The sequence below is a fragment of the Pseudomonas ficuserectae genome (assembly GCF_024584585.1).
In the GTDB taxonomy this organism is placed as follows: domain Bacteria; phylum Pseudomonadota; class Gammaproteobacteria; order Pseudomonadales; family Pseudomonadaceae; genus Aquipseudomonas; species Aquipseudomonas amygdali.
Genome location: NZ_CP085684.1, coordinates 1,190,807 through 1,213,697, shown reverse-complemented (window position 1 = coordinate 1,213,697; position 22,891 = coordinate 1,190,807). Strand labels below are relative to the sequence as shown.

19 protein-coding genes and 2 tRNA genes are annotated in these 22,891 nt (G+C 57.3%); 4 read left to right on the top strand and 17 right to left on the bottom strand.

The genetic code is table 11. From position 1 onward, the window contains the following. Positions 1–105 precede the first annotated feature (105 nt). Positions 106–1,680 carry an alkaline phosphatase D family protein gene (locus LJU29_RS05435; RefSeq protein WP_257111752.1) on the bottom strand — a complete coding sequence of 525 codons (1,575 nt, stop codon included), beginning with the start codon at positions 1,678–1,680 and terminating at the stop codon, positions 106–108. 157 nt (positions 1,681–1,837) lie between these two features. Between LJU29_RS05435 and LJU29_RS05430 the strand changes: the two genes are divergently transcribed. From LJU29_RS05430 to LJU29_RS05420, 3 genes are all read left to right on the top strand, one after another. Continuing rightward, positions 1,838–2,854 (top strand): class I SAM-dependent rRNA methyltransferase, encoded by a 1,017-nt coding sequence (locus LJU29_RS05430; RefSeq protein WP_257111751.1) that lies wholly within the window; start codon positions 1,838–1,840, stop codon positions 2,852–2,854. Between the two features lie 123 nt (positions 2,855–2,977). After that, positions 2,978–5,944, top strand: coding sequence for a DUF748 domain-containing protein (locus LJU29_RS05425; RefSeq protein ID WP_257111750.1), 2,967 nt, complete (start codon positions 2,978–2,980; stop codon positions 5,942–5,944). After that, the gene (locus LJU29_RS05420; protein ID WP_257111749.1) at positions 5,904–6,278 is read left to right on the top strand and encodes a DUF2845 domain-containing protein; all 375 of its coding nucleotides are present in this window, start codon (positions 5,904–5,906) and stop codon (positions 6,276–6,278) included. Before LJU29_RS05425 ends, LJU29_RS05420 begins: the two co-directional genes overlap by 41 nt. A 138-nt stretch (positions 6,279–6,416) precedes the next feature. Here the strand turns inward: LJU29_RS05420 and LJU29_RS05415 are convergent, their stop codons facing one another. The 16 genes from LJU29_RS05415 to rlmE all read right to left on the bottom strand — a co-directional run bounded on the left by LJU29_RS05415 (position 6,417) and on the right by rlmE (position 22,433). After that, the gene (locus LJU29_RS05415; RefSeq protein ID WP_004656644.1) at positions 6,417–6,770 is read right to left on the bottom strand and encodes a BON domain-containing protein; all 354 of its coding nucleotides are present in this window, start codon (positions 6,768–6,770) and stop codon (positions 6,417–6,419) included. A 288-nt stretch (positions 6,771–7,058) separates the two neighbouring features. Then, a complete protein-coding gene (pnp, locus tag LJU29_RS05410) occupies positions 7,059–9,164 on the bottom strand; it encodes a polyribonucleotide nucleotidyltransferase (protein ID WP_257111748.1) in 2,106 nt (701 codons plus the stop codon). Between the two features lie 175 nt (positions 9,165–9,339). Next, the gene (gene rpsO / locus LJU29_RS05405) at positions 9,340–9,609 is read right to left on the bottom strand and encodes a 30S ribosomal protein S15 (RefSeq protein ID WP_002555121.1); all 270 of its coding nucleotides are present in this window, start codon (positions 9,607–9,609) and stop codon (positions 9,340–9,342) included. Positions 9,610–9,768: 159 nt separating this feature from the next. Then, on the bottom strand, positions 9,769–10,686 hold the full coding sequence (gene truB / locus LJU29_RS05400) for a tRNA pseudouridine(55) synthase TruB (protein ID WP_004656648.1): 918 nt from the start codon (positions 10,684–10,686) through the stop codon (positions 9,769–9,771). A gap of 3 nt (positions 10,687–10,689) precedes the next feature. Further along, entirely contained in the window at positions 10,690–11,106 is a 417-nt protein-coding gene (gene rbfA, locus LJU29_RS05395; protein WP_057453249.1) for a 30S ribosome-binding factor RbfA, read from the bottom strand. Between the two features lie 159 nt (positions 11,107–11,265). Further along, complete coding sequence (gene infB / locus LJU29_RS05390; RefSeq protein WP_005733039.1) at positions 11,266–13,797, bottom strand: translation initiation factor IF-2; 2,532 nt, start codon at positions 13,795–13,797, stop codon at positions 11,266–11,268. Positions 13,798–13,824: 27 nt separating this feature from the next. After that, entirely contained in the window at positions 13,825–15,306 is a 1,482-nt protein-coding gene (gene nusA, locus LJU29_RS05385; protein WP_002555125.1) for a transcription termination factor NusA, read from the bottom strand. A gap of 59 nt (positions 15,307–15,365) precedes the next feature. Next, positions 15,366–15,824: a ribosome maturation factor RimP gene (gene rimP / locus LJU29_RS05380; RefSeq protein ID WP_002555126.1), complete on the bottom strand. Its 459-nt coding sequence runs from the start codon at positions 15,822–15,824 to the stop codon at positions 15,366–15,368. A gap of 130 nt (positions 15,825–15,954) precedes the next feature. Next, positions 15,955–16,031: transfer RNA gene (locus LJU29_RS05375), tRNA-Met, on the bottom strand. A 95-nt stretch (positions 16,032–16,126) separates the two neighbouring features. Continuing rightward, positions 16,127–16,212: transfer RNA gene (locus tag LJU29_RS05370), tRNA-Leu, on the bottom strand. Positions 16,213–16,257: 45 nt separating this feature from the next. Beyond that, positions 16,258–16,638: a preprotein translocase subunit SecG gene (secG, locus tag LJU29_RS05365; RefSeq protein ID WP_004656657.1), complete on the bottom strand. Its 381-nt coding sequence runs from the start codon at positions 16,636–16,638 to the stop codon at positions 16,258–16,260. A 4-nt stretch (positions 16,639–16,642) separates the two neighbouring features. After that, positions 16,643–17,398 carry a triose-phosphate isomerase gene (gene tpiA / locus LJU29_RS05360; protein ID WP_002555128.1) on the bottom strand — a complete coding sequence of 252 codons (756 nt, stop codon included), beginning with the start codon at positions 17,396–17,398 and terminating at the stop codon, positions 16,643–16,645. Between the two features lie 66 nt (positions 17,399–17,464). Continuing rightward, positions 17,465–18,808: a phosphoglucosamine mutase gene (gene glmM / locus LJU29_RS05355; protein WP_005744973.1), complete on the bottom strand. Its 1,344-nt coding sequence runs from the start codon at positions 18,806–18,808 to the stop codon at positions 17,465–17,467. Positions 18,809–18,824: 16 nt separating this feature from the next. Further along, positions 18,825–19,676, bottom strand: coding sequence for a dihydropteroate synthase (gene folP / locus LJU29_RS05350; protein ID WP_005780924.1), 852 nt, complete (start codon positions 19,674–19,676; stop codon positions 18,825–18,827). Positions 19,677–19,684: 8 nt separating this feature from the next. After that, positions 19,685–21,589 carry an ATP-dependent zinc metalloprotease FtsH gene (ftsH, locus tag LJU29_RS05345; RefSeq protein ID WP_004667397.1) on the bottom strand — a complete coding sequence of 635 codons (1,905 nt, stop codon included), beginning with the start codon at positions 21,587–21,589 and terminating at the stop codon, positions 19,685–19,687. 193 nt (positions 21,590–21,782) lie between these two features. After that, positions 21,783–22,433 carry a 23S rRNA (uridine(2552)-2'-O)-methyltransferase RlmE gene (gene rlmE / locus LJU29_RS05340; protein ID WP_257111747.1) on the bottom strand — a complete coding sequence of 217 codons (651 nt, stop codon included), beginning with the start codon at positions 22,431–22,433 and terminating at the stop codon, positions 21,783–21,785. 103 nt (positions 22,434–22,536) lie between these two features. Here rlmE and LJU29_RS05335 point away from each other — a divergent pair, with 103 nt between their 5' ends. Further along, positions 22,537–22,848: a YhbY family RNA-binding protein gene (locus tag LJU29_RS05335; protein ID WP_002555133.1), complete on the top strand. Its 312-nt coding sequence runs from the start codon at positions 22,537–22,539 to the stop codon at positions 22,846–22,848. Positions 22,849–22,891 lie beyond the last annotated feature (43 nt).

Genomic DNA, 22,891 nt, shown 5'->3' with positions numbered 1-22,891 from the left:
GCAACACACCCGGTCCCGTCGTTAGGTAGCTCATGATAGGCCACACACGACAAGCATGTTGCAAGGAATTTCCGAAAGGCTTACCTGAACAACCCCGATTCTCTGTCAGACAATGCGGCTAACCTCCACGGTCGGCTGCAATTTGCGCTCGAACACTGAAACGCCATCAAGATCGCGCAGGGCAACAGACATCTCGCCGGTCTGCCCGTCGATGTTCACTTCGCCAAAGAACTGATAACCCGCAAAAGGCGAGGTGTTCTGTGCAGGGGGCGCCTTCTGGAACACCAGTTCCGGACCGAACGTCTTGTCCAGTACATTGGGACCGAAGCTGCCCGCATTCAGTGGCCCGGCGACGAATTCCCAGAACGGGTCGAAGTCCTGAAACACGGCACGATCCGGCTGGTAATGATGCGCGGCGCAGTAATGGACATCAGCCGTCAGCCAGACACAGTCGCGAATCTTCTGCGCGCGCAGGTACGCCAGCAATTCGGCAACCTCCAGCTCGCGGCCAAGCGCCGGTCCGTCATTGCCGTTGGCGATGGCTTCCCAGCGCGCCACACCGGGGTTCACCTCGCCATCCGGTACGCCAAGGCCGATGGGCATGTCAGCAGCAATGACCTTCCATTGCGCGCGCGACGCATTGAGTTCGCGCTTGAGCCAGTCAAGTTGCTCACGGCCAAGAAATGCAGTGGTAGGGCCCGGTTTTTCGGCCAGATTGGCATCATTGCCATCGCGGTAGCTGCGCATATCGAGGACAAAAACGTCGAGCATCGGACCGTAGGGAATCTTGCGATAAATGCGTCCGCCATTGTCGGCTTGCTGCAAGCGCAGCGGCGCGTACTCCAGATAAGCCTGGCGGGCACGCGAGGACAGCAGCTGGATATCCTTGACCTTGTAACGCTCATCAAGCTGCTTGCTGGGCGACCAGTTGTTGGTGACTTCGTGGTCATCCCATTGCCAGATCTGCGGCACTTCTGCGTTGAAGCGGCGCAGATTTTCATCCATAAGGTTATAGCGGTAATTGCCTCGGTACTCGTCGAGGGTCTCCGCCACCTTGCTTTTCGCCTCGGTGGTCAGGTTGCGCCAGATCCGCCCGCCTTCCGTGGTGATCTGCTCGGGCACTGGCCCGTCGGCGTAAATGGTGTCACCGCTGTGGATAAAAAAGTCCGGCAAGCGCAAGCGCATCGCCTCATAGATACGCATGCCACCAATGTCAGGGTTGATGCCGAAGCCCTGCCCCACCGTGTCGCCACTCCAGACGAAGCGGATGTCACGACGCTGTTGGGGCGTGCTGCGCAGATGGCCGAACCAGGGCTCGCTGGCGACACCGCTCTGGGCATCCTCGAACGAGACGCGGTAGAAAATCGCCTGATCGACCGGCAGCCCGCTCAACTCGACCCGCGCAGTGAAGTCGGTACGCGGATCGGCGAGCGCCGAGACCACGCGCCGTGGCTGGGTAAACATACTGCGTGTGTCCCATTCGACAACCATCCGTGAAGGCCGGTCGCTGCGGCTCCAGACCATGGCCTTGTCGCCGAGCACATCTCCGGACTGCACACCATCGACCATTTTCGGGCGGTCCTGCACCGAAGCGATCACCGCAGGCGCAAGCCCCGGCAACAGCAAACCGGCCCCCACGGCCTGGATGACACGGCGACGCTTGAGATCGAACTGGCTCACGGTTATCCCCTCGCTGACAGGCAAAAAAGTACCGTAGCAGGGGAATGTTGGCGCTGTATGACAACACAGGGCCGGAATAACGCACCTGACGCTAAAAACCGTCAGCGCCCGCTAGCTGTTAAACTCCCGCGCCTTATTCCAGCCCGAGGCGCTTAGCATGTCTTCCTTGAATCAGGCGCTCAGCGTCGCCCTCGATAATCGTCAATCGTTGCTGGGCGAACTGCATCAGCAGGGCACGGACTGCTATCGGCTGTTTCACGGCAGTCAGGAAGGCGCCAGCGGGCTGACCATCGACCGCTACGGCCCGCAGTTGCTGGTACAAAGCTTCCACACCCGCCTGGATCGCGATGCATTGCTTGCGCTGCACGAGCAAGTCAACACACGACTGGGCCTGGAAACGCTGCTTGTCTATAACGATCGCTCGCAAGGCAACTCACGCGTGGATCGCCAGGATACGGTCTACAAGGCTGACGAAGCGGCGCTGGCCGACCATATCGGGCATGAGTGGGGGCTCAACTATCGGGTCCGTGGCCGACATGCGGGCCAAGACCCGTTGTTGTTTCTGGACCTGCGCAACACGCGTGGCTGGGTCAAACAGCACAGCTCCGGCAAAAGCGTGCTGAACCTGTTCGCCTATACCTGCGGCGTCGGTCTCAGCGCTGCGGCCGGTGGCGCGAGCGAGGTGTGCAATCTGGACTTCGCCGAGGGCAATCTGGCCGTGGGTCGAGAGAATGGTGCGCTTAACCCGCAACTGCCACCCATGCAGTTCATCCAGTCGGATTATTTTCCGGCAATCCGCCAACTGGCGGGGCTGCCGATTGCAGCGCGGCGTAGCCAACAATTGCCCAGCTACATGAAGCTGCAACAGCGCCAGTATGATCTGGTCCTGCTTGACCCACCTGCCTGGGCCAAAAGTGCGTTCGGCACCGTTGACCTGTTGCGCGACTATCAAAGCCTGCTCAAGCCGGCGCTGTTGACGACGGCAGACGGCGGCGTGCTGATCTGCTGCAACAACCTTGCGAAGGTCAGCATGCAGGACTGGCGTGAGCAGGTATTACGCTGTGCCACCAAGGCTGGACGCCCGGTACGCGACTGCCAGGAGATGCTTCCTGCCAAGGACTTCCCGTCTCTGGATAATCAGCCACCCCTGAAAACGCTGATCCTGCAACTCTGATCCGGCGGCTGGTATCGCAAAGCACTATCGGAAAGTTCCTACGAGCGGCGACGGCAGTGCCTTGGGAACCGAACAGGCATGCCATACTCCAAGGGCTTCCAAAAGAGAGAGACGCCGCTGCCCATGTCCAGAGGATTGAAACGCACACTTGGCTCCTTGCTGACTGTGATCGTGCTCTACAGCTTGCTGGGGTTCTTCATTCTTCCCGGTGTCGCTCTGCGGATCGCCAATCAGCAATTGGCCAATTACGCCACCGTGCCGGCGAAGCTTGAACGCCTGGAATTCAATCCCTACACGCTGGAGCTGACGCTCTGGGGCCTGAACATCGGCACGCCGGGCAAGGAACAGGTCGCGTTTGAAAAGCTTTATGCCAACCTGCAAATCAACAGCCTGTGGACTCGGGCCCTGCACCTGCAACGCATCGAGCTGATCAAACCCAAGACCGAGCTGTTGTTCGACAAGCAAGGCAAACTCAATCTGGCGCAACTGTTCAAGCTGCCAGCCAGCGAACCTGCCAAGGACGAACCACCCGGCAAGCCGTTCCCGCTGCGTATCGACGAAATAAAACTGGCCGATGGCTATGTTCACTTTCAGGATGTGCGCCCCAGCCAGCCCATCGAATTTCTCTACGACACACTCAATTTCGAACTCAAGAACCTCAGCACATTACCCGAAGACAATGCCGACATGACGCTGGTCGCGGCAGGTCCGGATGGCGGGCAGATCGACTGGGTCGGGCGTATCAGCCTGATACCGATCACCTCGGAAGGGACGCTGAAAGTCACCGACAGCAAGATGAAGCTGTGGTGGCCTTACGTGCGTGATGCGTTGCCGCTGGCGCTTGAGGACGGCGTGCTGAATTTCAGCACGGCCTACACACTGAATCTGGCCAAGGAAACCGAGCTGAAGCTGACCAATGTGTCGGCCAGTGTCGCGCCCTTCGCGTTGAACACGCCAGACGGTCGCCCTCTGGTACGCCTGCAACGCCTGGACGTGAGCGAAACATCAGTCGATCTGGCAAAGCAGCTGGTGACCGTAGGCAAGATCCGCAGCCAGAAACTGGAAACCTGGGCAGCGCGCGAAGCCGACGGGCAACTGGACTGGCAAAAGCTGTTTGCCAGCCAGCCGGGCAAGCCAGCGGCAGCGCAAACACCGGCCGTGGACGACAAGGCGGCTGAACCGGCCCCAGCCACAGAGGCCTCTGCCAAAGCCAAGCCCGCCACGCAAAGCACGCCATGGCAGGTGCTGCTGCGAGATGTGCAGCTGCGCAATTACATGGTCCATCTGGCAGATCGCGTACCTCAAGAGCCTGTTGCTCTGGATGTTGGCCCGCTGAATCTGGACATCCAGAATTTCGACAGCCTTAACAAATCCCCCTTCACGCTTAAGCTTGATACCGGGCTGGGCAAACAGGGCAACCTCACTGCAGCCGGCGATGTGAACCTCAACCCAGTCAGTGCACAACTTAACGTAACTACCCGCGACATCGACCTGCGCCTAGCCCAAGCCTACATCAGCCCGTTCATTCGTCTGGAAATGCGCAGCGGCATGCTGGGCAGCGATCTGGCGGTCAACCTGAAAAGCACCGAACCGCTGGCGTTCAGCGTTACCGGCAAAGCGCAGGTCAATCAGCTTCACACACTCGACACGCTCAAACAGCGCGACTTCCTGAAGTGGCAGCAACTGCAACTCGAAGGGCTGGACTACCAGCACGGCACGGGCCTTTCGATTGCCAAAGTCAACATGGATCAGCCTTACGCACGCTTCATGATCAATGAAGACCGGACCACCAATGTTGACGATCTGCTGATTCCGCAGCCTGATGACAAGACCGCATCGCAGCCAAAAACAGCCAGAACACAGCCCAAGGCCAAGGCAGATAACCTTCTGGCGATTTACGTCGGCGAAGTGAATATCAAGGATGGCTCGGCAAACTTTGCCGACATGACCCTGACCCCCAACTTTGCCACCGCCGTGCAGCAGCTCAATGGTCGTATCGGCACCATCGACAACCGCAAGGCGACACCGGCACCCGTGGACATCCAGGGCAAGGTCGACCGCTACGCGCCTGTGACCATCAAAGGCAGCCTTAACCCGTTCGACCCGATGGCCAGCCTGGATATCACCACCAGCTTCAAGCGTGTCGAGCTGACCAATCTGACCCCCTATTCCGGCAAGTTCGCCGGTTTCAGGATCCGCAAGGGCAGGCTCAATCTCGACCTGCACTACTTGATCACCAAAGGTCAGCTCAAGGCGCAGAACAAGGTGCTGGTTGAACAGTTGCAACTGGGTGAGCGTGTCGACAGCCCGGATGCGCTGGACCTGCCTATCCGTCTGGCAGTCGCGCTGCTCAAGGATACGCAGGGACGAATTTCCCTGGAGCTGCCGATCGAGGGCGATCTGAACAACCCGCAGTTCAGCGTGATGCCAATTGTCTGGCAAACCCTGCGCAATCTTGTGCTGCGTGCTGCGCAGGCTCCGTTCAAGATGCTCGGCGGGCTGGTCGCCGGTGGAAGCTCCGAGGATCTCGGCAGCGTGAGTTTTGCGCCGGGCTCCAGTGATTTGTCGGCCGAGGCGCAAAGCGCCCTGGACAAGCTCTCGGTGGCGCTCAAGGAGCGCCCGGACCTGAAGCTGGAGATCGAGGGCACCAGCGCTGCCAGCAGTGACGGTCCTCTGATCGCCCAACAGCGGCTGGAGCGGGAATACCAGTACACCTATTACAAGATCCTCCAGCGACGCGGCGACAAGGTTCCGGCCAGGGCCGGCTTGATACAGGTCCCGGAAGATGAAAAAGCTCCTATGCTTGAAGGTATCTACCGCACACGCCTGAAACAGCAACCGCCTGCCGAATGGGCAAACCTGGGCAAGGAACAACGTGCAAACCAGATGCGTGCCGCCGTGCTCAAGTTCTGGAGCAGCAATGAGGTATTGCTGCGTGAGCTGGGCCAAGGCAGAGCCAGCAGCATCAAGGACTACCTGGTAGACAAGGGCAAGCTGGAAGACGCTCGTGTGTACTTCGTCGATGCCCGCCTGGGTCAGGCCCAGCCAGATGGTAAAGTCATCAGCCCCCTCCACCTCGACAGTGAATGAAGCCTTGGCACGTACCCGAATCAAACTGCTGATCAACCTGACCCTTGCCGCTATGGCCGTGTCAGTTGCTGCCTCTTCATATGCCACGTCAACGCTGCGCTGCGGCAACCAGCTGGTCAGCACGGGGGACCGGGCATTCGAAGTGCAGCAGAAATGCGGAGAGCCCATAAGCCAGGAAGTGCTGGGCACTCAGGAGACCTTCAATAGTAACTACCGAAGGTCCGAAGCCGTAAGAATTGAGGAATGGATCTACGGACCTGATAACGGCATGTATCAGTATCTGCGCTTCGAAGGGGGTCGCCTGGTGAGGATTGAAAGCAAGCGTCGCACCTGACTCTCCCAAGCGTCTGTTTGTCACCGTCATAGAAAAGGCCCCGACTCTTCAGTCGGGGCCTTTAATGGCTACATCCTTGTAGCCTCGCATGAACTTTCCATCAATCAATGACTGCGGCTGTTCATGAGCAGTATTCGATTACTCGGCTTTCAGGCCAGCAGCCGATACGTCTTTAACACCTTTGATTTTCTTGGTGATAGCGACGGCGATTTTCTTCTGAGCATCAGTTACAGCTACAGTGGAAGAAAGGGAAACCACGCCTTTGTTGGTCTCAACCTTGATGTCCGAACCTGGGATGCCTTTCTCGGTCAGCAGGTCAGCTTTGACTTTGGTGGTGATCCAGGTGTCAGAAGTATCTTCTTTGACTTCTTGAGTAGTGGTGTTAGCTGCCAGAACCATTGGCGCTTGGGCCGAGGTCTGTGCGAAAGCAGCGTTGGCCATGGTCAGAGTCAGGGCAGTAGCGGTAGCAGCGGCAATAGCGAACTTCTTCATACGATAACTCCTGTTTTTCTCAAAATCTGCACCAGCGTGTGGTGGCAGGGTTAACAGGTATATCGCAAGCGGTGTGCCAAAAACCAAAAACACTAAAAACCTTTTAAAATCATATAGTTAATTTTTTTAATTTTTAACCGGGTCGTGCAGTTTGCCCGTTCGTCACTAATCGGGCTTGCAAGATGCATGTTTGCACCGAGCAGTTTGCATGCCCCGTTTGTAACCCTCTAATTGCGCTCATAAAAAAAGGACTCCGAAGAGTCCTTTTTCACATGCCGCTCAGATCAATCAGACGCCCGACGCTTTCGCTGCCGCTACGTCCTTGATCGACAGCTTGATACGACCGCGGTTGTCCACGTCCAGTACCAGCACTTCGACTTCCTGACCTTCCTTGAGGATATCGGTCACTTTCTCTACGCGAGCATCGCTCAGCATCGAGATGTGAACCAGACCGTCCTTGCCCGGCAGGATGTTGACGAATGCGCCGAAATCGACGATGCGCTCAACCTTACCGACGTAGATCTTGCCGATCTCGGCTTCTGCGGTAATGCCCAGAACGCGCTGACGTGCTGCCTCAGCCGCTTCCTTGGACTCGCCGAAGATCTTGATCGAGCCGTCGTCTTCGATGTCGATCGAAGCCTTGGTCTCTTCGCAGATAGCACGGATGGTTGCACCACCCTTGCCGATCACGTCACGGATCTTGTCGGTGTCGATCTTCATCGCGATCATGGTCGGAGCGTTGGCCGACAGCTCGTTACGCGACTGACCGATGATCTGGTTCATCTGACCGAGGATGTTCAGGCGAGCTTCCAGGGCCTGACCCAGGGCGATCTCCATGATTTCTTCGGTGATGCCTTTGATCTTGATGTCCATCTGCAGCGCGGTAACACCTTTGGAGGTACCTGCTACCTTGAAGTCCATGTCGCCCAAGTGATCTTCGTCACCCAGGATGTCGGTCAGAATGGCGAACTTCTCGCCTTCCTTGACCAGACCCATGGCGATACCGGCAACCGGTGCCTTCATCGGAACACCAGCGTCCATCAGTGCCAGGGAAGCGCCGCAGACCGAAGCCATGGAGCTGGAACCGTTGGACTCGGTGATTTCCGACACGACACGGATGGTGTACGGGAACACGTCGGCGCCTGGCAGCATGGCCTGAACGCTGCGACGGGCCAGACGGCCGTGACCAATTTCACGACGGCCCGCGCCGCCCATGCGACCACACTCGCCCACCGAGAACGGAGGGAAGTTGTAGTGCAGCATGAAGGGGTCTTTTTTCTCGCCTTCAAGGGTGTCGAGCAGCTGTGCGTCGCGCGCGGTACCCAGCGTTGCAACAACCAGCGCCTGAGTTTCGCCACGGGTGAACAGTGCCGAACCGTGAGTCTTCGGCAGAACGCCGACTTCGATATTCAGAGGGCGAACGGTGCGAGTATCGCGACCATCGATACGCGGCTTGCCGTTGACGATGTTTTCGCGAACGGTGCGGTATTCGATTTCACCGAAAGCAGCTTTGACTTCGCTGGCAGACGGGCTGCCTTCTTCAACAGCCAGCTTGGCAACGACCTGATCTTTCAGCTCGCTCAGGCGCGCATAGCGGTCGGCTTTGACAGTGATGGTGTAAGCCTGGGAGATCGCGTCGCCGAACTCGGCACGGATAGCGCCCAGCAGTGCGGTGGCTTCAGGCTTTGGCTGCCAGTCCCAGACAGGCTTGGCGGCTTCTGCAGCCAGTTCCTTGATGGCGTTGATCACCACCTGGAATTCGTCATGGGCGAACAGCACAGCGCCCAGCATCTGGTCTTCGGTCAGCTCTTTGGCTTCGGATTCAACCATCAGAACGGCTTCGGAAGTACCGGCTACGACCATGTCCAGGCTCGAAGCCTGCAGTTGCTCGTAAGTCGGGTTCAGCAGGTAGCCAGTGCTTTCGTGGAAAGCAACGCGCGCAGCACCGACCGGACCGTCGAACGGAATACCGGAGATGGCCAGTGCAGCCGAAGTACCGATCATCGCAGCGATGTCCGGATCGATTTTCTTGCTGGTGGAGACGACGGTGCAGACAACCTGCACTTCGTTCATGAAGCCTTCTGGAAACAACGGGCGGATCGGACGGTCGATCAGGCGCGAGGTCAGGGTTTCTTTCTCGGAAGGACGGCCTTCACGCTTGAAGAAACCACCAGGAATCTTGCCGGCAGCGTAGGTTTTTTCCTGATAGTGCACGGACAGAGGGAAGAAGCCTTTGCCAGCGTCAGCCTGTTTGGCGCCGACCACAGTCACGAGTACGCTGACGTCGTCGTCAACGGTGACCAATACTGCGCCAGAGGCTTGACGGGCGATACGGCCTGTCTCGAGGGTTACGGTCGATTGACCGAACTGAAACTTTTTGATTACCGGGTTCACGGTTTCCTACCTTTCTTTGTGGCTCTTGGGGAACTGGTTTCTTGCGAATTCTTGGGCAGCGTGGGGAATCGGCCCCTTCCACAGTCCAGATAAAACTTGAGGCTGGGAGCCTGCCAGAACCACCGGGAAAACCCGACGGATCGTGACAGACAACCAACCTCTAGCAACGTCGTTATTAGCGACGCAGACCCAGACGACCGATCAGGGCGCTGTAACGGCTAACGTCCTTACCTTTCAGGTAATCCAGCAGCTTGCGACGCTGGTTTACCATACGGATCAGACCACGACGCGAGTGGTGGTCCTTACCGTTGGCCTTGAAGTGGCCTTGCAGTTTGTTGATGTTGGCGGTCAGCAGTGCAACTTGCACTTCTGGCGAACCAGTATCACCAACAGCTTGCTGGTAGTCGGTTACGATCTGAGCTTTTTCTTCAACGCTGAGTGCCATGTGGGCAATCCTTTTGTTCAAGGAAGCGCTTCCGGAGAAACGTTTCCAACAGGCCGAGGACAGATCCTCGTATTAAAAAAGGAGGTATGACCGTGCCTGTTGACAGCCATCCTCGTTCCACCCCGCTCGCAGGCTAGCCTGCGGACGGACTGGTTCCGGTCACTCTGACCGAATCAATCGACGCGGCGCAATACGCCCGTCTTCGCCGACTTCACCGATACCGATGAAGCGACCTTCGTGATCCTGCACACGAACCATACCGAATTTCGGTGCGTCCGGCGCGCGCACTGGCTGCCCGTGCAACCAGTAAAACGAACTGTGCTCCGAAAACTTCAGCAGCGGCCAGTCCAGCAGACCGCTGTCCGATGGCATCAGGAAGCGGTCAACCGCCTCATTGCCGCCGTCGGCATGCACTTGCTCCAGCTCTTCCAGCGTAACCGTCTGAGCCAGCGTGAAAGGCCCCGCCTGAGTACGGCGCAGCTCTGCGACGTAAGCACCACAACCGAGCTTTTCACCAATATCCTCGACCAGCGTACGGATATAGGTGCCTTTGCTGCAATCGACGGACAGACGTGCTGTGTCGCCTTCGCAAGCAAGTAATTCCAGGCGCGCAATAGTAACAGAACGGGGCTCGCGCTCCACTACTTCCCCTGCACGTGCCAGCTTGTAAAGTGGCTGGCCATCACGCTTGAGGGCCGAGTACATGGGAGGTATCTGGCTGATTTGCCCACGAAAATGCGGCAACACCGCTTCAATATCGTCGCGACCAACGGTCACCGGACGCGTGAGCAAAACCTCACCTTCGGAGTCGGCAGTCGTGGTGGTTTTGCCCAACTGCGCCAGAGTCTCGTAGGACTTGTCCGAATCGAGCAGGTATTGGGAAAACTTGGTCGCTTCGCCAAAGCACAACGGCAAAACACCCGTTGCCAGAGGATCAAGACTGCCCGTATGCCCGGCTTTCTCGGCATTGAGCAGCCAGCGAACCTTTTGCAAAGCGGCGTTGGAAGTGAAACCCAGTGGCTTGTCGAGCAGGATGATCCCGCTGACGTTGCGGCGTATACGCTTGACCTGAGCCACTCTTTATTCCTCGGTACTTTCAGGCTTTGCATCTGGCGGTGCCGAGCCTTCCTGATGCTGACCGTCTTGCGCTACCGCACGCTCGATCAGTGCCGAGAGATGCGCGCCACGCACGACGCTTTCGTCGTAGTGGAAATGCAGTTGAGGCACGCTGCGCAGCTTCATTTCGCGTGCCAGCTGCATGCGCAGGAAGCCTGCGGCAGAGTTGAGCACCTTGATGGTCTGTGCGATCTCTTCCGCGCTGTCCTGGCCCATGACGGTCATGAAAATCTTCGCATGACCCACGTCACGGCTGACGTCTACGGCGGTGATAGTGACCAGACCCACGCGTGGGTCCTTGATTTCGCGACGGATCAGTTGCGCCAGTTCGCGCTGCATCTGATCGCCAATACGTTGGGTACGGCTGTATTCTTTTGCCATGCTTGTTACCTGTTACTGATCCGGGACCAAACCCTGACAGTCTGAAAGCGGCAAACGCCCGGCCTGACAATTGCCAGACCGGGCGTTGCGTTTAGAGCCCATGGGGGAAGCAGGGCATTTGCATGCGAAGCTCCCACCATGACTCCTGAAGCTCGCGATTTAGAGGCTGCGAGCCACTTGGACCTTCTCGAAGACTTCGATCTTGTCACCGACCTTGACGTCGTTGTAGCTCTTGACGCCGATACCGCATTCCATGCCTGCACGTACTTCGGCAGCGTCGTCCTTGAAGCGGCGCAGGGATTCCAGCTCGCCTTCAAAGATAACGATGTCTTCGCGCAGAACACGAATCGGACGGTTACGGTAGACAGTGCCTTCCAGAACCATACAGCCTGCGATCGCGCCGAATTTCGGCGAACGGAACACATCGCGGACTTCGGCGATACCCAGGATATTCTCCCGAACGTCGCTGCCAAGCATACCGGTGAGGGCTTTCTTGACGTCTTCGATGATGTCGTAGATCACGTTGTAGTAACGCATATCCAGACCTTCCTGCTCGACAATCTTGCGCGCGCCAGCATCGGCACGCACGTTGAAGCCAAACAGTACAGCGTTGGAGGCCAGTGCCAGGTTGGCGTCGCTCTCGGTGATACCACCGACACCGCCACCGACTACGCGCACTTGCACTTCGTCGTTACCCAGGCCGCCCAGGGCGCCCTGCAATGCTTCCAGAGAACCGCGGACGTCGGATTTGAGGACGATGTTAAGCGTCTTCTTCTCTTCCTGACCCATGTTCTCGAAGATGTTCTCCAGCTTGCCGGCATGAGCGCGAGCCAGTTTGACCTCGCGGAACTTGCCTTGGCGGAACAGAGCGACTTCGCGGGCTTTCTTCTCGTCAGCCAGCACCGACATCTCGTCGCCAGCATCCGGAGTACCGTCAAGACCCAGGATTTCGACAGGGATCGAAGGACCTGCTTCTTTGACCGGCTTGCCGTTCTCGTCGAGCATGGCGCGGATGCGGCCGAAGTTCGAACCGACCAGAACCATGTCGCCCTGACGCAGCGTACCGTCCTGAACCAGAACAGTAGCGACCGGACCACGGCCCTTGTCCAGACGGGACTCGACAACAACACCACGACCCGGGGCCGAAGGAGTTGCCTTGAGTTCCAGAACTTCGGCTTGCAGCAGAACAGCTTCCAGCAGCTCGTCGACGCCAGTACCCATTTTCGCGGATACCGAAACGAAAGGCGTATCACCACCCCACTCTTCGGACGTCACGCCATGGACCGACAGCTCGCTGCGGATACGATCGAGGTCAGCACCAGGCTTGTCGATCTTGTTCACCGCAACAACCAGCGGAACGCCAGCCGCAACAGCATGCTGAACAGCTTCGATGGTCTGCGGCATAACGCCGTCGTCAGCTGCAACCACCAGAATCACGATATCCGTTGCCTTGGCACCACGAGCACGCATGGCGGTAAACGCGGCGTGACCAGGGGTGTCGAGGAACGTGACCATGCCGCGTTCGGTTTCAACGTGGTAGGCACCGATGTGCTGGGTGATGCCGCCAGCTTCGCCAGCTGCAACCTTGGCACGACGGATGTAGTCGAGCAGCGAGGTCTTACCGTGGTCGACGTGGCCCATTACGGTCACAACCGGTGCACGGGAGAACGACTCACCTTCGAACTTCAGCGATTCGGCCAGGGAATCTTCCAGGGCGTTGTCGCTGACCAGCGTGACCTTGTGGCCCAGCTCTTCGGCGATCAACTGGGCAGTTTCCTGATCCAGTACCTGGTTGATGGTCACCGGAGTGCCCATCTTGAACATGAACTTGATGACTTCAGCAGCCTTGACCGACATCTGTGCCGACAATTCGCCGACAGTGATGGTCTCGCCGATGGCAACGTCACGGATCACAGGGCCGGTAGGGCTCTGGAAACCATGTGCATTGCGCTTCTTCAGCTTGGACTTGCCGCGACCACCACGACGGAAGCTGTCGCTTTCTTCGTCGGTAGTACGGGGAGCAACGCGAGGGGCCGGAGCCTTCTCCTTGACCGAAGCGCGATGCGGAGCGTTTTTACGCTCCCCGTCGCCGCCGCGGGCATTGCGGTCGTCAGCACGAGGCTTGTCAGGGCGACGCTGTTCGTCACGCTTGCGAGCGTCAGCAGACGGCGCTGCGCTGGCAGGTGCCGGAGCAGCCGCTGCTGGTGCTGGCGCTTCACGCACAGGCTCAGCTGCAGCAACAGGTTGCGCGGGTGCCGAAGCAGGCTGGCCGGCGGCAGGCTGATTGCGCGCATCTTCTTCAGCGCGACGCTTGGCTTCTTCTTCAGCCTTTTGACGAGCGGCATTTTCTACCGCACGGCGTTCGTCCATCTCGCGCTTGCGCTCGGCTTCGATCTCTTCCGGGCTACGCTGCACAAAGACTTTCTTTTTGCGCACTTCAACGCTGATGCTCTTGCTGCCAGCAACGCGCAGGGTGCTGGTGGTCTTGCGCTGCAAGGTAATCTTGCGAGGCTCTTCCACCTTGGCCTTGTGACCGCTTTTCAGGTGCGTCAACAAGGCTTGTTTTTCGTTATCGGTCACAACTTGCTCGGCGGCGGTGTGCGGCAGACCTGCCTCACGCATCTGCTGTAACAGGCGCTCTACCGGTGTGTCGACCACTTTGGCCAGTTCTTTCACCGTGACTTGCGTCATGCACTTCTCTCCTCAGGCCGCGCCCAATTACTCGAACCAGTGGGCTCGGGCGGCCATGATCAACTTGCCGGCACGATCATCGTCAATGCCGTCGATGTCGAGCAGGTCATCTATAGACTGCTCGGCCAGGTCTTCGCGGGTAATTACGCCGCGCACCGCCAGTTCCATCGCCAAATCCTTGTCCATACCCTCAAGCGAGAGCAGGTCTTCGGCCGGATGGGCGTCTGCCAGCTTTTCCTCTGTAGCGATGGCTTTAGTCAACAAACGATCCTTGGCACGAGCGCGAAGCTCGTTGACGATTTCTTCGTCAAAGCCGTCGATGTTGAGCATTTCTTCCAACGGTACGTAGGCAATCTCTTCCAGGCTGGTGAAGCCTTCATCAACCAGCACCTGTGCCAATTCTTCATCGACTTCAAGTTCTTCGATGAAATTGCGCAGGATGTCACCGGTTTCAGCTTGCTGCTTGGCCTGGATGTCCGATTCGGTCATTACGTTCAGGGTCCAGCCAGTCAGCTGACTTGCCAGACGCACGTTCTGACCGCCACGACCAATAGCCTGGGCCAGGTTGTCCGCTCCCACTGCGATATCCATTGCATGCGCGTCTTCATCTACGATGATTGCCGCTACTTCTGCAGGGGACATTGCATTGATCACGAACTGCGCCGGGTTATCGTCCCAAAGAACGATATCCACACGCTCGCCACCCAGCTCGCCGGAAACAGCCTGAACTCGCGAACCGCGCATGCCGATACAGGCACCTTGCGGATCGATTCGTTTATCCTTGGAGCGAACAGCGATTTTCGCACGAGAACCCGGGTCACGGGAGGCAGCCATCACCTCGATGAGACCTTCGGCAATTTCCGGCACTTCAATGCGGAAAAGCTCGATCAGCATTTCTGGCGCAGTACGCGACAGGATCAGCTGAGGACCACGGTTTTCGGTACGAATTTCCTTCAGCAAAGCACGGACGCGAACACCGACCCGGAAAGTTTCCCGGGAAATGATGTCTTCACGAGCCAGCAAGGCTTCGGCATTGTTACCCAGATCAACGATGACATTGTCACGTGTAACCTTTTTAACAGTACCAGAAATGATTTCACCCAGACGCTCACGGTAGGCATCGACTACCTGAGCACGCTCGGCTTCACGAACTTTCTGCACAATGACTTGCTTGGCGGTCTGTGCGGCGATACGACCGAATTCGATGGAATCGATTTTCTCTTCGATCAGGTCGCCCGCAACGGCACCTGGCTTCTTGACTTGAGCCTGGTCTACGGCCAATTCGTACGCAGGATCGTCCAGATCTTCGTCTTCGACAACCGTCCAGCGACGGAAAGTCTCGTAGTTGCCTGTCTGGCGATTGATCTCTACACGCAGTTCTACTTCATCTTCAAAACGTTTCTTGGTAGCGGTGGCAAGAGCCAGCTCCAGCGCTTCAAAAATTACACTTGCCGGAACGCCCTTTTCATTGGACACCGACTCAACAACCAGCAGTACTTCTTTGCTCATCGTACGCCTCGCCTTTCGCAAGCCATTGGATCCGCGGGATCCGCAGTAACCGGCACGTCTCAGTCAAACGTGGGAATAATGTTGGCCTTGTCGATCATGTCGATCGGCAACAGGAATTCATGGTCTTCAACCTGCACCACGACATCCTGCTCCTCCACCCCGCGGAGAAGGCCTTGAAAGTTGCGTCGACCTTCGAAAGGTGAACGCAGCTTTATTTTCACTTGTTCCCCGGCGTACGAAGCAAACTGCTCAATAGTGAACAGCGGGCGCTCCATGCCAGGAGACGATACTTCAAGGGTGTATTCAGTGCTGATCGGATCTTCTACGTCCAATACACCGCTGATCTGGCGACTTACGATTGCGCAGTCGTCGACCAGCACACCACCTTCCTTGTCAATATAAATGCGCAGCACCGAATGCTTGCCCTGGGAACTGAAATCGATCCCCCAGCATTGATAGCCAAGGGCCACGACCACCGGGGCCAACAAGTCCTGCAACTGTTCTAGCTTGCTCGACACCTGAACCCCCTCGTGCATGCTTTAGAAATAAAAAAATGGGCAAAAGCCCATCCCTGAAAACGCCGCTGAACATCGACGTCATGTACTGTCCAGCTAACAAAAAGCCCCTTAAAAGGGGCTCCGCTAAAACTGGTTGCGGGGGCTGGATTTGAACCAACGACCTTCGGGTTATGAGCCCGACGAGCTACCAAACTGCTCCACCCCGCGACAAAGCTGGGGCGGAAGTATACGACCGATCCATTGCTGGGTCAATCCAACATCCACCTACAAGAAAGCCCGCTAATGCGGGCTCCCTTGTTAATTGGTACCGAGAAGGGGACTCGAACCCCTACACCCATTGGGCACAACCACCTCAAGGTTGCGTGTCTACCAATTCCACCACCTCGGCATTACAACTCTTTGGCGACCTCACGAAACATCGCCGAATTCTTTTTTACTTCTTCTCTGGGGCTTGAGGTACGTCAGCTGGAACAACGGCTGGCTTTTGCCCTTCGAGAACCGGTACATCATCTGCTGCCGGCTTTTGCTTCACTTCCAGCACTGCGGGATCTGGCAAACCTACCTGAGTCAGCTGTTGAGCTTTCTCTTTAGCAAAGTAACCTAACCCCAAGCTGGTTATGAAAAAACATGCTGCAAGTATAGCAGTAAACTTACTGAGAAAGGTAGAGGTTCCTTGACCTCCGAAGACAGTATTTGATGCACCTGCTCCGAACGACGCACCGGCGTCAGCACCTTTACCCTGTTGCAGCAATACCAGAGCAACAACGCCCAGAGCGCCCAACAGGTGAAAAACGATTACGACTGTTTCCAGCATTTTTTCAGTTTCCCGCGGCGCGACAGATCGCACCGAACTCATCTGCATTCAGGGAAGCTCCACCAATGAGCCCCCCATCGATATCCGGCATGCTGAAGAGCTCGACCGCATTGGCCGCCTTCACGCTGCCGCCATAGAGAAGTCGCACGCCTTGTGCGACTTCGGCATTCTCTTTTGCCAGCTGCGCACGGATTGCTGCGTGCACTTCCTGCGCCTCTTGAGGCGAAGCAGTCAATCCGGTGCCAATGGCCCAGACCGGCTCGTAGGCAATTACGGCATTGATCAGTGCGCTGACGCCAAACTCGGCGATGACACTGTCCAGCTGACGCCCGACAACTTCAAGCGTCTGCCCTGCCTTGCGCTCTTCAAGCGTTTCGCCTATGCAAAGCACAGGTGTCAGCCCGCTTGCCTGGATCGCCGCAAACTTCTTGTTAAGCACATCATCCTGCTCGCCAATCAGCTGACGACGTTCGGAGTGCCCGACAAGTACCAGTTTGCAACCTGCATCAGCCAGCTGACTAGACGCGATCTCACCGGTCAGCGCGCCCTGCTCAGCCTGAATGGCTGCATCCTGCGCACCGACAATGATCGACGTTGCCTGAAGCCCTTCGATCACCTGATTGGTAAACAGACTTGCAGGCATTACGGCGATATCGACGCTGCCTGGCAACACCTGCTTGCCCAAACCCTCGATCAGCTCAGCGACGCTGGCGCGGGTACCGTGCATTTTCCAGTTACCAGCTACCATTGGGCGACGCATGCTACACCTCGTGGGTCAAAGTGGGCGCAGATGTTACCCAACACTTCCGACACTGGCAAGCCGAAATCAGGCGCAAACTTCAGCAACCAGTTTTGCGAGCTCTTCGGCGTACGATCTGACCTGGGTTTCATCCTCACCTTCGACCATCACGCGCACCAAAGGCTCTGTGCCCGACTTGCGCAGCAGTACCCTGCCCCGTCCGGCCATCTGCTCGGTAACACGCGCACAGGCTTGCTGGACCGACGGGTGCGAAACGGGATCTACACCTGAACCTGCAAAGCGCACATTGATCAGGATCTGCGGGCATTTGCGCAGCTTCAAGCGCGCTTCGGCGAGGCTGATGCCGCTGCGACGCAGGGCCAGTATTACCTGCAACGAAGCAATGATCGCATCACCGGTGGTAGCGTGCTGGAAGCACACGATATGGCCGGAGTTTTCACCGCCGATCTGCCAGTTGCGCTCAAGCAACTCGGCGATCACATAACGGTCACCGACGTTGGCGCGAACAAACGGGATGTTCTGTTCGGCCAAGGCCAGTTCAAGCCCGAGATTACTCATCAACGTGCCGACGACACCACCCTGCAAGCGTCCACGTTCATGCAGATCACGGGCAATGATGTAAAGCAGCTCGTCGCCATCAACGATGGTCCCGGTATGGTCAACCATCAACACGCGATCGCCGTCACCGTCGAAGCCAATGCCCATGTCGGCATGCTCTGCGACCACTGCCGCCTGCAAGGCCTCCATGTGAGTGGAGCCGCAATTCTTGTTGATATTGAGCCCGTCAGGCTGCGCAGAAAGTACGACAACCTGCGCTCCGAGCTCACGAAAGACGTTGGGCGCTACCTTGTAGGTCGCACCATGCGCGCAGTCGATAACCACCTTGAGGCCGGCGAAATCGGTGCTGGTCGGCACGCTGCTTTTGCAGAATTCGATATAACGCCCTGCGGCATCGTTAATTCGCGAAACCTTGCCAAGATTCTCGGACTCCGCCACGGTCATCGGCGCATCGAGCAGCTCTTCGATCATCATTTCGATCTCGTCAGGCAGTTTGGTGCCCTGACCGGAGAAGAACTTGATGCCGTTGTCATAGTGAGGATTATGCGAAGCACTGATGACGATGCCTGCTTCGGCATGAAACGTACGCGTCAGGTAGGCAATGGCTGGTGTCGGCATAGGCCCCAGCAGTAGCACGTCAGCACCGGCCGCAGAGAGCCCGGCTTCAAGCGCGGATTCGAACATGTAGCCAGAGATGCGCGTGTCCTTGCCGACGAGAATCCGGCAGGCGCCCATCTTGCGAAAGGCCATGCCTGCAGCCCAACCCAGTTTCAGCATGAACTCGGGCGTAATCGGAAATTGCCCTACACGACCACGAATGCCGTCGGTTCCGAAATATTTTCTGGTAGTCATGGATGCCCCACTGTTGTTATTCAGCTGCCTGGACAGCTGCGATCATGCGCACCACGTCAGCCGTTTCGGCGACATCGTGCACACGTAGAATTCGGGCCCCCTTGGTCATAGCCAAAGCAGCCAGGGCCAGCCCACCGGACAGACGCTGATCGACAGGTCGTCCCAGCACAGCACCGATCATACTCTTGCGCGAAACGCCCACCAGCAAAGGTTGACCGAGCGCATGCAGCGCTTCCATGTGCTTGAACAGGCTCAAATTGTGCTCCAGTGTCTTGGCAAAACCAAAGCCCGGATCAAGAATGATCTTTTGCTGATCGATTCCCGCTGCAGCACACTGATTGATGCGCTCGAGCAGGAAAGCGCCCACTTCGCCCACTAGGTCGTCGTAATACGGATCATCCTGCATGGTTCCGGGCTCACCCAGCATGTGCATGAGACACACCGGCAAACCAGTGCTTGCAGCCGCCTCAAGCGCGCCTGGCCGCTGAAGCGAGCGGACGTCATTGATAAGCCCGGCACCCAGGCCAGCCGTCGCCAGCATGACCTCAGGTGTCGACGTATCCACAGAGATGATCACATCCAGCTCGCGCGCGATGACCTCAACCACCGGCGCCACACGCTCGACCTCCTCTGACGCAGACACCGGACGCGCACCCGGGCGCGTCGACTCGCCGCCGACGTCGATCAGTGTGGCACCAGCCTGCACCATTGCTTCGGCATGACGCAAGGCAGCATCAAGCTGGCTGTAGCGGCCGCCATCGGAAAAGGAGTCCGGGGTTGCGTTGAGGATACCCATCACGTGTGTATGGGCCAAATCAAGAACCCGGTTGCCGCAAGGCAACCGGGTTGGGTACAGCGCAGATGTCATGTCAGACCTTAGTGCTCGGCAGCAGGGCCGCCAATCGGAGTTTCCGGACGAGGGTCAGGTGTGATCGGAGTACCGTTGGTACCCGAACCACCGCCCCAGTCACGCGGTTCACGAGGCACGCGACCGGTCATGATGTCGTCGATCTGATCGGCATCAATGGTTTCATACTTCATCAGCGCATCGGCCATCGCTTCAAGCTTGTCACGATTGTCCGTGAGCAACTGCTTGGCAGTGCCGTAGCAGTGATCGATGATGCTGCGCACTTCAGAGTCGATGAGCTTGGCAGTATCGCCGGAAACGCTGGAGTTCTGGCTGCTGCCGCGCCCCAGGTAACCTGCATCTTCGTCTTCCGAATACATCAGCGGGCCGAGCTTTTCAGACAAACCCCATTTGGTGACCATGTTCCGGGCAATCTGACTGGCACGCATGATGTCATTGGATGCACCTGTCGTGACGCCATCGAAGCCAAGGGTCATTTCTTCAGCAATACGGCCACCGTAAAGCGAGCAGATCTGGCTGATCAGTGCGCGCTTGGACAGGCTGTAACGGTCTTCTTCAGGAAGAAACATGGTTACACCCAGCGCGCGACCGCGAGGAATGATCGAGACCTTGTAGACCGGATCATGCTCAGGCACCAGACGCCCTACGATAGCGTGACCCGCTTCGTGGTAGGCCGTGTTGCGCTTTTCCTTTTCGGACATGACCATCGATTTGCGCTCGGCGCCCATCATGATCTTGTCCTTGGCCAGTTCGAACTCTTTCATCTCTACGACGCGCTTGCCGGAGCGAGCAGCGAACAGCGACGCTTCGTTGACCAGGTTAGCCAGATCGGCACCGGAGAAGCCCGGTGTACCGCGAGCGATAACGCCTGCATTGACGTCTTCGCCCATTGGAACCTTGCGCATGTGAACCTTGAGGATCTGCTCGCGGCCACGAATGTCCGGCAGACCTACAACCACCTGACGGTCGAAGCGGCCCGGACGCAGCAACGCCGGGTCGAGCACGTCAGGACGGTTGGTAGCGGCAATGACGATGATGCCGTCATTCATTTCAAAACCGTCCATCTCGACCAGCAACTGGTTGAGAGTCTGCTCACGCTCGTCGTGACCACCACCCATGCCAGCGCCACGATGGCGACCGACCGCATCGATTTCGTCGATGAAGATGATGCAAGGAGCATGTTTTTTGGCCTGTTCGAACATGTCACGGACGCGGCTTGCACCGACGCCCACGAACATCTCGACGAAATCAGAACCGGAAATGGTGAAGAACGGCACTTTCGCCTCGCCGGCAATGGCCTTGGCGATCAGCGTCTTACCAGTACCCGGAGGACCGACCATCAGAACGCCACGCGGGATACGGCCGCCGAGACGCTGGAACTTGCCCGGGTCACGGAGGAACTCGACAAGCTCGCCGACTTCTTCCTTGGCTTCGTCACAACCGGCAACATCGGCCAGGGTGGTCTTGACCTGATCTTCGGACAACAGACGCGCCTTGCTTTTGCCAAAGCTCATCGGGCCGCCCTTGCCGCCCGCCCCGCCCTGCATCTGGCGCATGAAGAACATGAACACCGCAATGATCACCAGGATGGGGAAGCTGGCCACCAGTAACTGAGTCCAGATGCTCTGCTGCTCAGGCTGCTTGCCTTCGATCACGACGTTGTTGCTGACCAGATCACCGATCAGACCGTTGTCCGGAATGTTCGGGCGGATGGTCTTGAAGGTGTCGCCATCACTGCGCTTGCCCGTAATGACGTAGCCGTCGACAGAGACCTTCTCGACCTTGCCATCCTTGACCTGCTGGATGAACTCGGAATAGTTGAGGTTCTGCGGCTCGTTAGGGCTGGAGAAGTTGTTCATCACCGTCACCAGGACAGCCGCGATGATCAACCACAGGATCAAATTCTTTGCCATATCGTTCAATTAGCTACCCTCTGAAGCAAGCTCCACGCAGCAAGCGTGCCTCGCATGATATTCACCGGCCTAACTTACTACAGAACCTACAGATACGGCAGACACCGTCTGTAACCCTTTGTGAAACTTTGACAACACAATGTTCAGTCATGCTGCATCGGTAACGCCATTTGAAAAAAGCTATCGTGCCCCTTCAAAAACGCTCGATGCTGGCTGCCCCGTCGATTCCACGAAAGCCGCGAGCCAGCAGGTATTGCTCGCGTGACCTGTCGCGGGATGACGAAGGTTTGCGCATCTGCACCTTGTCAAACAGCTTGCGAATATCCTTGTGGTAGACATCGAAGCCTTCACCCTGGAAGACCTTGATCAGAAAATCGCCACCGGGACGTAGTACCCGACCGGCCAGATCCATCGCCAATTCACAGAGAAACATCGCACGCGGCATATCTACAGCGCTCAATCCACTCATATTGGGGGCCATATCGGAAATCACAAGGTCTACCTGCGTATTACCGACTGCCTCAAGAATCTGCTCGAGAATCTTGTCCTCGGTAAAATCCCCCTGAATGAAGGTCACATCAGGGATGCTGTCCATTTCAAGGATGTCGGAAGCAATCAGACGACCTTGACCGCCGATCAGACGACTGGTCACCTGCGACCAACCTCCCGGCGCAGCACCGAGGTCGATAACGGTCATGCCCGGACGGATGAGTTTGTCCTTTTCCTGAATCTCGAGCAGCTTGTAGCTGGCGCGCGAACGGTAGCCGTCCTTCTGCGCCATTTTGACGTACTTGTCGTCGAAGTGTTCTTTGAGCCAGTTATGGCTTGTCTTGGAACGGGCCACGGGGCACCTCAAAAATAAACGAGTCGTGATTAACTGGGCGGTCCCGGACTCGCTCGGGTAAACTGGCCGCCGCTTTTAAAAGATCAGACGCAGAGGTCAGATTATGCCGCTCACTCCAGAGCAGAAGAAACAATACAAATCCATTGGCCACCATCTGAAACCGGTGTTGATCGTGGCTGACAATGGTTTGACTGAAGGTGTACTTGCAGAGCTTGAACGCGCATTGAGCGATCACGAGCTGATCAAGATCAAGCTCAACATCCTTGATCGCGAGAGCCGCCTGGGCGCCGTTGCAGAACTGTGCAAAGCAGGTTCGGCGGATCTTGTACAGGTCATCGGCAAAATGGCGCTGATCTACCGCAAGAACCCAAAGGTAAACAAGCAGCTCTCCAACGTCCACCGCGCGCACGGATAAAAACAGAAGTCAGGGCCGCCAAAAGGCGTGCCCTGACTCTCTT

Bases quoted from the DNA above. Each gene is read 5' to 3' on its own strand.
- LJU29_RS05430 (WP_257111751.1), top strand. From the start codon at position 1,838: ATGTCTTCCTTGAATCAGGCGCTCAGCGTCGCCCTCGATAATCGTCAA.
- LJU29_RS05425 (WP_257111750.1), top strand. From the start codon at position 2,978: ATGTCCAGAGGATTGAAACGCACACTTGGCTCCTTGCTGACTGTGATC.
- LJU29_RS05420 (WP_257111749.1), top strand. From the start codon at position 5,904: ATGGTAAAGTCATCAGCCCCCTCCACCTCGACAGTGAATGAAGCCTTG.
- LJU29_RS05415 (WP_004656644.1), bottom strand. From the start codon at position 6,770: ATGAAGAAGTTCGCTATTGCCGCTGCTACCGCTACTGCCCTGACTCTG.
- rpsO (WP_002555121.1), bottom strand. From the start codon at position 9,609: ATGGCACTCAGCGTTGAAGAAAAAGCTCAGATCGTAACCGACTACCAG.
- rbfA (WP_057453249.1), bottom strand. From the start codon at position 11,106: ATGGCAAAAGAATACAGCCGTACCCAACGTATTGGCGATCAGATGCAG.
- infB (WP_005733039.1), bottom strand. From the start codon at position 13,797: ATGACGCAAGTCACGGTGAAAGAACTGGCCAAAGTGGTCGACACACCG.
- nusA (WP_002555125.1), bottom strand. From the start codon at position 15,306: ATGAGCAAAGAAGTACTGCTGGTTGTTGAGTCGGTGTCCAATGAAAAG.
- secG (WP_004656657.1), bottom strand. From the start codon at position 16,638: ATGCTGGAAACAGTCGTAATCGTTTTTCACCTGTTGGGCGCTCTGGGC.
- tpiA (WP_002555128.1), bottom strand. From the start codon at position 17,398: ATGCGTCGCCCAATGGTAGCTGGTAACTGGAAAATGCACGGTACCCGC.
- glmM (WP_005744973.1), bottom strand. From the start codon at position 18,808: ATGACTACCAGAAAATATTTCGGAACCGACGGCATTCGTGGTCGTGTA.
- folP (WP_005780924.1), bottom strand. From the start codon at position 19,676: ATGACATCTGCGCTGTACCCAACCCGGTTGCCTTGCGGCAACCGGGTT.
- ftsH (WP_004667397.1), bottom strand. From the start codon at position 21,589: ATGGCAAAGAATTTGATCCTGTGGTTGATCATCGCGGCTGTCCTGGTG.
- LJU29_RS05335 (WP_002555133.1), top strand. From the start codon at position 22,537: ATGCCGCTCACTCCAGAGCAGAAGAAACAATACAAATCCATTGGCCAC.